Source organism: Actinomyces sp. SKVG-SVH-4(1), assembly GCF_048514265.1.
Taxonomy (GTDB): Bacteria; Actinomycetota; Actinomycetes; order Actinomycetales; family Actinomycetaceae; genus Actinomyces; species Actinomyces oris.
The window spans coordinates 143,310-155,022 of the sequence record NZ_JBGEVE010000005.1; the positions used below are offsets into that span (position 1 = coordinate 143,310).

The 11,713-nt window shown below is 70.6% G+C and carries 8 protein-coding genes; 3 read left to right on the forward strand and 5 right to left on the reverse strand.

The features are described from left to right. Nucleotides 1-5 precede the first annotated feature (5 nt). Nucleotides 6-1,310, reverse strand: a complete 1,305-nt coding sequence (locus AB7V09_RS06370; protein WP_003787076.1) for a nucleotide sugar dehydrogenase — start codon at nucleotides 1,308-1,310, stop codon at nucleotides 6-8. Between the two features lie 102 nt (nucleotides 1,311-1,412). Here AB7V09_RS06370 and AB7V09_RS06375 point away from each other — a divergent pair, with 102 nt between their 5' ends. Continuing rightward, on the forward strand, nucleotides 1,413-3,101 hold the full coding sequence (locus AB7V09_RS06375) for an asparagine synthase-related protein (RefSeq protein ID WP_279015217.1): 1,689 nt from the start codon (nucleotides 1,413-1,415) through the stop codon (nucleotides 3,099-3,101). A gap of 56 nt (nucleotides 3,102-3,157) precedes the next feature. Here the strand turns inward: AB7V09_RS06375 and AB7V09_RS06380 are convergent, their stop codons facing one another. From AB7V09_RS06380 to AB7V09_RS06390, 3 genes are read right to left on the reverse strand one after another with little or no spacing between them, the layout of a single operon-like run. Further along, complete coding sequence (locus AB7V09_RS06380; RefSeq protein WP_279015219.1) at nucleotides 3,158-5,260, reverse strand: DUF6541 family protein; 2,103 nt, start codon at nucleotides 5,258-5,260, stop codon at nucleotides 3,158-3,160. Further along, nucleotides 5,257-6,678 carry a glycosyltransferase gene (locus tag AB7V09_RS06385; protein WP_279015220.1) on the reverse strand — a complete coding sequence of 474 codons (1,422 nt, stop codon included), beginning with the start codon at nucleotides 6,676-6,678 and terminating at the stop codon, nucleotides 5,257-5,259. The genes AB7V09_RS06380 and AB7V09_RS06385 overlap by 4 nt, the downstream gene beginning before the upstream one ends. Further along, nucleotides 6,675-7,829 carry a glycosyltransferase family protein gene (locus AB7V09_RS06390; protein WP_279015222.1) on the reverse strand — a complete coding sequence of 385 codons (1,155 nt, stop codon included), beginning with the start codon at nucleotides 7,827-7,829 and terminating at the stop codon, nucleotides 6,675-6,677. Before AB7V09_RS06390 ends, AB7V09_RS06385 begins: the two co-directional genes overlap by 4 nt. A 290-nt stretch (nucleotides 7,830-8,119) precedes the next feature. On the opposite strand from AB7V09_RS06390, the gene wecB reads away from it, so the two are divergent. Together wecB and AB7V09_RS06400 are read left to right on the forward strand one after the other, a co-directional pair. Then, on the forward strand, nucleotides 8,120-9,202 hold the full coding sequence (wecB, locus tag AB7V09_RS06395; RefSeq protein WP_308503973.1) for a non-hydrolyzing UDP-N-acetylglucosamine 2-epimerase: 1,083 nt from the start codon (nucleotides 8,120-8,122) through the stop codon (nucleotides 9,200-9,202). Between the two features lie 29 nt (nucleotides 9,203-9,231). Next, nucleotides 9,232-10,350, forward strand: a complete 1,119-nt coding sequence (locus tag AB7V09_RS06400; protein ID WP_279014312.1) for a glycosyltransferase family 4 protein — start codon at nucleotides 9,232-9,234, stop codon at nucleotides 10,348-10,350. On the opposite strand, the gene AB7V09_RS06405 is transcribed toward AB7V09_RS06400, so the two are convergent. Then, nucleotides 10,344-11,693 carry a lipopolysaccharide biosynthesis protein gene (locus AB7V09_RS06405; RefSeq protein ID WP_279014313.1) on the reverse strand — a complete coding sequence of 450 codons (1,350 nt, stop codon included), beginning with the start codon at nucleotides 11,691-11,693 and terminating at the stop codon, nucleotides 10,344-10,346. The two genes, AB7V09_RS06400 and AB7V09_RS06405, sit on opposite strands and share 7 nt — an antisense overlap. Nucleotides 11,694-11,713: the final 20 nt, after the last annotated feature.

The following is an 11,713-nucleotide window of genomic DNA, read 5'->3' on the forward strand; positions in this document are numbered from 1 at the left end:
CGGGGTCACTCGCCTCCGCCGATGGTCAGGCGCGGCACACCGGTCCACTTGGCGGCGTCGGTGGCGCGGCGTCCGTCCAGCAGGAGGCGCAGCCCGGGCAGGTCGGCGGCGGAGAGCTCGCCGTACTCGGGGTGGTCGGCCTGGACGATGGCGACGTCGACCTGCTCCCCCAGGTGGTAGGGGGTCCAGCCGAAACCGGCCAGCTCCTCGTCGGTGTACATGGGGTCGTGGACGAGGACCTCGGCGCCGGCCTCGCGCAGGGCCTCCACGGTGGGGAAGACCCCGGAGAAGGCGGTCTCCTTGACCTTGCCGCGGTAGGAGGCCCCCAGCACGACGACGCGCAGGCCCTTGAGCGAGCCGAGCACCTCGGTGGCCCGACCCACCACGTAGGCGGGCATCGTGGCGTTGAAGGTGCGGGCGGTGCGCACCACGGAGGCGTCGGGGTCGGTGGACAGGTACAGGCGCGGGTAGACCGGGATGCAGTGCCCGCCCACCGCGATGCCGGGGCGGTGGATGTGGGAGTAGGGCTGGGAGTTGCAGGCCTCGATGACGCGCTCGATGTCGAAGCCGGCCTTGTCGGCGTAGACGGCGAACTGGTTGGCCAGGCCGATGTTGACGTCGCGGTAGGTGGTCTCGGCGAGCTTGGCCATCTCGGCGGCCTCGGCGGTGCCCATGTCCCACACGCCGTTGGGGCGGGGCAGGTCGTCGCGCTCGTCGAAGTCGAGGACGGACTCGTAGAAGGCGATGCCGGCCTGGGTGCCGGCCTCGTCCAGACCGCCCACGAGCTTGGGGTAGCGGCGCAGGTCGGCGAAGACGCGGCCGGTGAGGACCCGCTCGGGGCTGAAGACGAGGTGGAAGTCGGTCCCCTCCTTCAGGCCGCTGATCTCCTCGATCATGGGCTTGAAGCGGCCCCGCAGCGTGCCGACGGGCAGGGTGGTCTCGTAGGAGATGAGGGTGTTGGGGGTCAGGTGGGCGGCCAGGGAGCGAGTGGCGTCGTCCATCCAGGCGAAGTCCGGCTCCCAGGTGGCGTCGTTGACGAAGAGCGGCACGACCAGGACGATGGCGTCGGCCTCGGGGATGGCCTCGGCGTAGTCGGTGGTGGCGCGCAGGGCGCCGTTGCCGGTGGCGGGGCTCAGGGCTGCGAGCTTCTCGGCCAGGTGGGCCTCGCCGGGGAAGGGCTCGGTTCCGGCGTTGACGGCCTCGACGACGGCGGGGTTGACGTCGACTCCGATGACCTCGTGACCCTTGTCTGCGTACTGGACGGCCAGAGGCAGTCCGATCTTGCCCAGGGCGACGACGGCGATGCGCATACGGGTTGGTCCTTCCGACGGATCAGGCTGAGGCTCAGGTTGATGCTCAGGTGGCGGCTCGGGTAGCAGCCCTCCGTATGATACGGCGCTTACCATGTCCACATGCACGACTTGGACCACACGGACCGCACGGACACGTCCCCTTCCGGATACCGCCTTCACCTGACGTCTCCGACGTGGACGCACGGTCCCGCGGACGCTGAGCCCCCAGCGCCCATAGCGTCCCCAGCGTCCTCGGCGCCCCAGTACCACCTGTGGCGACCGCTACCGCTCGGGTCCGGTGACCTGGAGTCCCTGCGGCGCGAGCGGCCCGAGCGGCGCACGGGGGCCTGGACACTCATCGAGGCCGACGACGGCCTCGTGCGCCTGACCACGGACCACACCCGTTCCCACCACCTGTTGTTCACCCGCGCGGGCGACACCTGGGTCATCAGCGACGACCCTGAGGAGCTGCGCCGACACGCCCCGGCCTGGGTGCGCGATGAGGAGGCCGCCGAGGTCTTCCTGCACTCTGGCTTCACACCGGGGACGCGGACACTGGCCCACGAGGTCTACGCCACTCCGGCCGGATCGGTGGTGGAGCTGCGCCCCGACGGCACCTGGAGCAGCCGCTCGTGGGAGACCTACCGGTACGCCGCTGACCCGATCACCTCCCCAGAGGAGTTCGCGGCCGTCTTCCGTGGCGCGCTCGACACCGCGGTCGAGCGCGTCCTTCAGGACATCGACGGCCGCCAGATCCTCGTTCCCCTCTCCGGTGGGCTGGACTCCAGGCTGCTGGCCGTCTGGCTCAAGCGCCACGGGGCCCGCGACGTGGTGACCTTCACCTACGGGGTGCCGGGCAGCTCTGAGGTCGCCATCTCCCGGGGCGTGGCCGAGGCGCTCGAGTTGGACTGGTTCACGGTCGACCTGGACCCCGCCGAGGTGGCTCGCAGCTGGGCCGGGCCCGACGGCGTCGACTTCCAGAGGCGCACCTGGGGCCTGACCTCGCTGCCGCACGTCCAGGACTGGTACGCCCTGCTCCAGATGCGCCGCCAGGCCCTGATCGACACCGATGCGGTGTTCCTGCCCGGCCACACGATCGTCGGCAACATGCATGACGAGCACCTGCTCGAGGGCAGCCCCTCACGCAACGAGGTACTCACCGCCGCGGCCCGCCACCACTCGCTGCTTCAGGGGGACCGCGATGCGTGGCGCCACCTGCCCCTGCTGCGCCGAGCCGTGGTGAAGGGAGCCCAGGAGGTCTCCTTCCCGACCAACCCGGGCGAGGACCTTCCTGGAGGCGGGCGCTGCGTCCAGGAGCTCCTGGAGTGGGTCAACCTCCAGGAACGTCAGGCCAAGTACATCAACGAGTCCTTCAAGGCCTACGAGGCCTTCGGATACGGCTGGGCGCTGCCGATGCTCGACACCGAGATGTGGCGCGCCTGGCTGCGGGGATCGGAGGAGCTGACCGCCACTCGCGACTGGTACGCGCAGTTCACGGCGGAGGTCTACGGCGAGGCGACGGGCACTGCCTCCCAGCTCTTCGAGGCGCCGGCCGCGCGGATCCCGGCGGGGCCGCGGCGCGCGCTCATGGCGGCACTGACCGTCACCGGCACCCGCACGGCGCTGTCCCGGGCGGTCTCCATGCGCACCATGCTGCGCCACCCCATGGCCTTCGAGGCCTTCAACGCCCCCATGCCCTACACCGAGCAGATCCTGCGCATGTCCAGGGGGGCCACCTCGACGGGCCTGTGGACGCAGCTGTTCCTGGACGGGACCTGGGGCGCCGAGCCCGTCGTCCCCATGAGCTGAGAGCTCTGAGAGCTCATAGTCCCCGATGCGGGCGCTGTCAGAGCGTCAGCAGGCCGTCAGCTGCAGACGTCGATGCGCCACAGCGAGGCCGAGCCACCGGAGTCGACGAGGGTGAATCCGCTGGAGGTGTCGACCTTGTAGAGGCCGGGTCGGAACTTGCTGAGCCGGTTGCCGTTGAAGACGATGTCCTTGTCGGCGTAGAAGTAGTGGATCCCGTGCCGCTGGAGGAGCTCGCACACGTGAGGGTCGGTGTGAATCCGGTTGAAGTTCTCACGCAGGTAGATCCCGTCCTGGTCGTCGGCGGCCTGACCGGGGAAGACCCACACGCTGCGCATACCAGTGAGGATGGGGATGTAGCCGGTCCCGGCCACCGGGTCGCCGATGACGACGGCGTTGTCCGGCAGCTCGTCGGGCAGCCGGCGGATCATGTCGAGCTCGGCCGTGTCCGCGATGAAGCGGGTGTCGCCGTGCACGGGAAGATATCCCTCGCGTACATCGGTGGCCACGGCCCGGCTCCCGATCAGCATGATGGGCAGGCACACGGCCAGGGCGGCGACGGCGGCCCCTGCCCTGAGCACCGCCGTGCTCACGGAGGCCAGGCCGATACGTCCGAGGGCTCCGCGCAGCGCGGAGCCGGCCCGCGCTCCCAGCGGGCTGAGCCACGTGCGCAACGCGTCCAGGGCGACGACGACGAGGAGCACCGCCAGGACGGCGGTCATCGCCTTGATGCGGTGGGGAACCCGGTAGAACAGGCCGGTGAACGCCGAGAGCACCGGGATGGGGGCAATGGCGGCCAGGATGAGGGACATGCTGAAGATCCAGGCCACGACGAGTTCCCAGTTGCGTCGCCGCCACAGGCAGATCGCCGAGCCCAGAAGGCACAGGGTCGCCAACGGCATCTCGATCCACTCAATGGCCCAGCCGCCGAAGTAGTCCAGGGTGATGGGGATGAGGAGCTTGGTGGTCAGGTTGCTCCAGTCCAACTCGGTGTACCTGCCGAAGTGCTGCTGCTGGGGACCGGGCAGCACGACGAAGGCGACGAACGCGACCACCGCCAGGAGGGCGCCGATCCACCAGGCCGCGGCCTGGGCGCGTCGCTCGGAGCGCCAGCTCTTGATCCCCGAGTACACCGCCTGGCACAGGAGGATGCCGAACAGCGGCCACAGGAGCATCGCCGCCGCTGAGGTGTGGATGAGGCAGGACCCGACGAAGAAGGGGATGATCGCGCTCAACGCCATGGCGGCACGCGCCCGTGCGCCCCAAACCGACGTGTTCTGCTCCCGGGCGGCCACCACCATGAGGGTGCGGGCACGGCGCCAGCACTCGATCGACATGGCGATCACGGCCGGGCAGGTGGCCACTGCCATGCAGTAGGGCCACAGCGCCGCACCGTAGGTGAGCCGCCAGGGGAAGACCGGAGCCAGGAGCGAGGCGGCCAGCGCCAGGTAGGGGGCGTGTCGGACCTTGGGCAGGGCGGTACGAGCCAGGTAGACCAGGCCGAGGTACCACACCAGCGCCACGGCCAGCAGCAGGACGTTGTTGGCGATGAGCGTCTCACGCCAGCTCCACGCTCCCAGGCTGGCGACCTGGTGCCACACGATCGGGTAGAAGCCCGCGTGGCTCGTGAGCCCGAACATGCCGGCGTTCGGGTTGAACATCGAGGCGTAGTCCTCGCGCTCGATGATGGCGACCTGCATGTAGTGGTAGAGGGCGTCACCGCTCTGAGAGACCGCGTTGGGCGGGATCGTGAGAATGACGGGCAGCGCGGTGACGGCCCAGAACACCAGGACCGTCAGGAAGAGCCTGCGTTCGGCGCGTCCGCCGTCGGTGCGCATGGTCATGCCCTCCCGCTGGTCCTCGGGCATGAGGAGGATCCCCGGGTCCCAGCGGTCGATGAGACGCTTCGCCGTGGTGGCGGCAAAGGCCAGGAGCGCGGTCGTCACCATGACGGGGATCCAGCCCCAGGGCTTGCCGACGGCGGCCTGGAAGAGCCCGTCGGCCGTCAGGATGAGGGCGCTGATGGTCGGGGCCAGCGCGACGGGACGGATCCCTCTCATTCCGGCGGCGCGCAGCACGAGCCACCCGACCCCGAAGAGCGCAGACAGAAGCAGGACCGCGGTTGGCAGGGTGTTGAACCAGTCGACCAGGCTGTTGGTCACCAACGTTGCGCCTCACTCACTCGACGTACCTCATGGCCCCCAGCACTCTCCTCGCTGCTGTCACCGGCCCTGCCGGCGGCCTCCTGCACGACACGGGCGGCGGACTGCCCCGTGGCACGCAGCGAGCGATGGTCCTCGACCCAGTCGTGGAAGCGCTGCGCCGTGGCGGGCCGCGTACCCGAGGTGATCTCGGCGTCGTAGGTGTCCAGCGCCGTGCTCATGGCCTCGGCGACCGCTGCCGCGTCGTGCTCGGCCGCCCATCCCAGGTCGAAGTCGCGCACGTCCGCGGACACCGGCCCGCGACCGGCGAAGAGCACCGGTGTGCCGCATCCCAGGGCGGAGAGGACCTTGGTGGGGTAGGCGAAGTCGTAGCCCTGCCCGGGCTTGATGGACACCAGGGCCGCTGCGGCGCCCCGCTGCCACACGGCGGCCTCGGCCGCGGGCACGGCCGGGTGCATGATGACGGCCGGGGCGCCGTCGGGGCCCGCGGGCAGCTGGGAGGCGGCCTGGGTGATCTCCTGCCAGGCCGTTCCCCGGCCCAGGAAGAGCAGCTGGGCCTTCGGGTGGGTGCGTCGCACCTGGGCCAGGGCGTGGACGAAGACGTCGGCGCCCTGCCACTCCGAGGCCGTTCCGGCGTAGACGAAGTACGGCCCGCTCAGCCCGATCCGCGCACGGTCCGGCTCGGAGGGGGTCGGCCCGTGGGCGTCGAAGACAGCGGTGTCGATCCCGTTGGGCACGACCCGTATCCGCTGCGCCCAGGACTCGTCGTCCGGTGCCGCGTTCACGAGCTCGGCGACGGACTGGGCGACTCCGTCATTGACGGCGATGACCCGAGCCGCCCCGCCGACGGCGAAGGCCTCGAGCCTCTCGACGGCCCGCACGACGATGTCGGCCGCACCGGTGGAGGCCGCTGCCGCCGACCAGACGTCCGCGGCGTACCACACGTAGGGAATCGCGCGCAGGGCCGCCACGACCCGCACGACCGCGCCGGTCGTCGGGGGCGGCTCCACGAGGATCGCCTCCGGCCGACGGGCCACCAGCAGCCTGAGAGCCAGGGGCAGATCGAAGGACAGGTAGGGCACGTAGCCGCGCAGGTAGCCCGAGGAGTCCCGCAGGACCGGCCAGCGCGAGACCTGGACCCCCTCAGGATCGGGCTCGCCCTGCGGCGCGTCGGCCGGGGCCCGGCTGGTGAGGACCCGCACCGCCGTCCCGTCGGCCGCGAGCGCCTTCTCCACGCTGTCGAGCCGGAAGGAGGCGGCAGCGGCCTCGGGCAGGTGGATGCGGGTGGCCAGCAGGACGCCGTCGGCTCGACCGGAACGGGCGCACCGACGCGACGTCACCGCCGTCGCCAGCGCGGCCGCGGCACCGCCGAGGACCAGAGCGCCCAGCGACGCCTTGACGAAGCCCCGTGCGCTCATCGGTTCCCTCCTGCTCGCAGCGTGCGGGCCTGGGCCAGTGCGCCGGCCCGAACCGCCTGCATGTCCTGGGCGACCGTGCGCGCCCGACTGAGCCAGGTGTGCTCCTGGCGGGCCTGCCGGGCCCGGCCGGCGGCCTCGGCGACCTCCTGGGGGTGCTGGAGGAGCCTGCGCAGCAGTCCGGAGAGCACTGTAGCGTCATACGGAAGGGTCCAGCCGGCGCCGGCGGCGCCCACGACCTCGGCGGCCAGGGTCCCCTGGGAGGCGATGACCGGTTTGCCGCGTCCGAGGTACTCGTAGAGCTTGACCGGGGAGGCGAACTCCCGATACGGGTCCGGCTCGACGAACAGGACGCACAGGTCGGCGCGCTCGTAGAGGGCGGTGAGCTCCTCCCCGGAACGGTGCACGACCTCGATCCGGCCGCCGGCGGCCTCCACCAGGTCGGCGTACTGGTCGCCGGCCGCCTCCCACTGGTCGGGGCGGGTGCAGATGGTCAGGCTGGTGCCGGGCACGTCGACGACGGCGCGCAGGCACTCCTGGAGCCGGTAGTGGCCACCCAGCCCGCCGATGTAGAGCAGGTGGAGCTCGCCGTCGGGGCGGGAGGAGGGCGCCTCGTCAACGATCTCGCAGCCCGGGGGCAGCGGGGCCATGCGCTCCTCGGGGAACCCGGGGACGTGGGCGCCCATGCGCATCGAGGGCAGGTAGAGGCGGTCGATGTAGCGCGAGTACCAGGCCAGGTCATAGCGGTAGACGCATCCCATGGCCGTGGCCAGCGCGGCCCCGACCCTCTCGCGATAGTCGGGGAAGGCCCAGTAGATGTCCCGGTAGAACAGGGACGTGGGTACACCATGCCGGTGCATCAGCCCCATGAGCGCCGGGTCGACGAAGGGGTGGGGCGGGAGGTGGCGCGGCTCAGTCAGCATGGTGGGAATGGTCGCGCACTCGGAGTAGAGGAACTCGATGCGCTCCCCGCCCTGGAGGCGGTCCTTCAGGGCGCGCAGGCGACGCGATCTCTCCCGGGCCGAGCCGGTCACGTCCAGCACGGTGTAACCGAGCTCCCGGAAGGCATCGAGCATGCGCACAGGCCGGATACCGGAAGCCGACGACGCCTCCCGATCCAGGGGGAAAGGGGAGTGGTAGACGATCGCAGCCATACGGTGCCTCGCCTCCTTTAGGGGGTATCTCAGGAACCAGGCGCGGCCGCACCAGGCAGACAGACTCGAGCGCGAATGATAGTACCATCGGCCGATCACAGTTATGACACGACGTCGGCGGTCCGGCACCTCGCGGTGGAGCTCAGCAGCCGGGGGCGGCCTCCGTGGAAGTACCGCCCTTTCAGCGCCGCCCCAACGATGTTCACGACCGTTCGAAAAGGCCTCCGCGTCCTTGACTCCCTGGCGCTCGATGGCACTGGAGCCCGCGCAGTCACGGTAGAGTCTCAACCATGCGTGTCATGTCAGTGGTGGGCGCCCGGCCCCAGTTCGTCAAGCTAGCCCCGATCGACGCCGCTTTCCGTGAGGCCGGCATCGACCATGTGATTGTTCACACCGGGCAGCACTATGACCCGATGCTCTCCGATGTCTTCTTCAGCGACCTGGGGATCTCGGCACCGGACGTCCACCTCGGAGTCGGCTCGGGGTCGCACGGGGTGCAGACCGGCACGATGCTCGCGGCCATGGACGAGACCATCGAGACCCATCGCCCCGACTGGGTCCTGGTCTACGGGGACACGAACTCCACACTGGCCGGGGCGCTGTCCGCCGTCAAGCTCCACGTGCCCATCGCCCACCTGGAGGCGGGCCTGCGCTCCTTCAATCGGGCCATGCCCGAGGAGATCAACCGGATCCTGACCGATCACGCCGCCGACCTGCTGCTGGCACCGACCGAGGTGGGGGCCGCCCACCTGGCGGACGAGGGCCTGGCAGAGCGCACCGTCGTCGTGGGCGACGTGATGACCGACATCCTGTTCTCGGTGCGCGACTCCGTCATCGATACCCCCTCCCCCGTCATGACCGAGCTGGACCTGCCCGAGGGCGGCTACTCGCTGGCGACCATCCACCGGGCGGAGAACACCGACGACCCCGAGCGCCTGCGCTCCATCCTGGAGTCGCTGGCGGCGGTCGATCACCCGGTGGTGCTCCTGGCCCACCCGCGCCTGGTGGCCAAGTGCGCCGAGCACGGCATCACCCTGGAGGACTCGGGCAACCTGCGGATGCACCCGCCCCTGGCCTACCCCGAGCTCGTCGCCTCGACCCTGCACGCCCGCGGCGTGGTCACCGACTCCGGCGGCCTGCAGAAGGAGGCCTTCCTCCTGCGGGCGCCGTGCACCACGGTGCGTCCCCAGACCGAGTGGGTCGAGACCGTCGATCTGGGCTGGAACGTCCTGGTCGAGCCCGGTCAGGCCCTGGTCGACGCCGCCTCCCGTGCCCGGCCGACCGAGCCCGCCGACGCCGATGCCCACCCCTACGGGGACGGCAACGCCGCGGCCCGAGTGGTCCAGGCCCTCACCGAGCACCTGCCCGGCTGATCGCCCGCACTGGCTCCCTGGGCAGCATCATGCGCGTCACCATCGTCACCACCTGGTTCCCCACGCACCGCTCACCGGGTCTGGGGGTCTTCGTGGCACGCCACGCCGCCTCCATGGCGGCGGCCGGCCACGATATTCGTGTCGTCCACCTCGCCTCGGCCTCCGTCGACGACGGGGTGCGCCGCGACCGGGTGATGGGGCTGCCCGTCGTGCGCCTGCCCATGTCGCTGTCGCGGCCCCACGAGGTGCTCGCGGCCAGGCGGGAGCTGACAGCGCTGACTCGGGACAGTGACGTCGTCCACACTCACGCGGTCTCCACCCTCCTGCCCTACTCCCTGAGTCGGCCCCGTCAGCCGTGGCTCCACACGGAGCACTGGTCGGGGATCGCCCAGCGCGGCGCCGAGCTCGGCTCCCTGGCGCGGGCGGGGGCTCAGGTGGTCCTGCGCCTGGAGCGCCGGCCCGACGTCGTCACCACCGTCTCCGACCAGCTCGCCGCCGACCTGCGGGCCTACCGCCCCGAGGGTGAGATCCTGACGGTCCCCAATGAGGTCACCATGCCTGAGGAACCGGCGCCGCGCCGCAGCGTTGAGCTGGGGCGTGACACGCTGCGGATCGTCGGTATCGGGGGGCTCATCGAGCGCAAGCGCCCGGACCTGGCGGTTGAGGCGGTCGCCGCGCTGGCGAAGCAGGGGGTTCCGGCCCGGTTGACCTGGGTGGGTGGCGGGCCCCTGGCCGATCGCTGCACGGATCTCGCGGCCGCCCTGGGCGTCGACCTGGAGCTGACCGGTCAGCTGCCGGGCGATCAGGTGCAGCAGGTCCTGGCCGACAACGACCTCTTCCTCGTACCCACGCTCGCCGAGACCTTCTTCCTGGGTGCCGCCGAGGCCGTTGCCGCCGGCCGGCCAGTGGTCACCAGTGACCGGGGGGCGCACACCAGCTTCCTGGATCCCTCTGTGAGCGAGATCGTCTCTCAGGACGACCCCGCCGCGTGGGCCAGGGCCGTCGTCGACGTCATGGGACGGTGCACGGACCTCACGGCGCGCGACATCCAGGACAGGCTGCCGCGGGCCTTCTCCCCCAGTCAGGTGGCGCACTCCTACGGCCGCGCCTACGAGGCCGCCATCGCCCAGTACTCGAAATCCTACTGATCCTCGGGCGTGCCGGCTGCGTCCCCGGAGTCGTCAGCGGCTTCGTAGTGGCCCTCGTCGGCCTCACTGGCGGGGGGCCTGGCGTCGAAGCGGCGGGCGGCGGCATCGGCCATGAGGATCTGCACCACCAGGATGAGGCACATGAGGACGCCCAGGACGTAGGTGGTCGTCAGCAGCGAGTACGGGCTGAACCAGAGCCAGGCCAGGGGGACGGCGGCGTAGACCACCGAGAACATGAGTAGCCAGTCCTGGTTCTCGGTGACGACGAAGAGAGTCGACAGCGGGGAGGTGACCAGGAGGATGAACAGCCAGGGGGTCAGGGCCCTGGCGAAGCTGCCCGCCTCGGTCCAGCTGCTGCCGAAGAGCAGGGGGAAGAGCCAGGGCGACACGATGTAGAGCAGGACGAACGGCGCGGTCCCGATGATAAGGACCCGCTTGATGACCTGGCGGACCAGGGGGCGCATCTGTCCGGGACGCAGGGTGGCGAGCTTGTGGAAGAAGACCTGCCCCACGGCGGCGTTGATGAGAGCCAGCGGAACCTCCAGGCAGCGCCAGGCCAGGTTGAACTGCCCCAGGCTGGCCACCGAGTAGGAGCCCACGAGCAGGTTGATGCCGTTGAGCCGCACGGCGTCGACGAAGGCGTTGAGGCCGTTGAGCAGGGGCATGCGCCTATAGCGGCGGGCCACCTGCCACAGGGTGGGCGCCTCCGGCGGCAGCGGCCGGTGCAAGGGCTTGGCCTTGCGCCCCAGGTTGATGAAGGCCCAGGCCTGCCCGATCGTCTGACCGATCAGCAGGCCTCCGACGCTGACCATCCCCGCCGCCCCCAGGACGAGCTGGCCGAGGGACTGCCCGACCTGCTGCTCGACCCGGTTGATCGAGATCGTCCGGTAGTCCGACTGGCGGTTGTACCAGTACTGGAGGAGCTGGACCGTGGACAGCAGCAGCGTGGTCACGCCCAGCAGCGGCATCCAGACGGCGATATCCGCCCCCCAGTACCGGGTGACCAGCGGCTTGAGGAGGAAGGCCACGACGCTGGAGACGACCGAGACCACCACGATGCACACCATTCCCAGGCGGGCGCAGGCCAGGGCCCAGGCGTCCTTCTTGGGGAGCATGATCGTCATGTCGTAGCGGAGGGCCGCCACGGCCGTGATGATCGAGACGACCGAGGTGTAGCGCGCCAGCTGGCCGAGGTCCGCGTCGGAGAAGATGCGGGTGAGGATCATCGTCATGCCGAAGACGATGGCCTGGGCGGTGGCCGTGCCGCTGACCAGGGTCAGGACGTGGCGCAGGAACGGGGAGGACTCCATGACCGAGCGGACCCGGGCGAGCACTCCCGCCACGGGGCCGCTCGGTGCGGCTG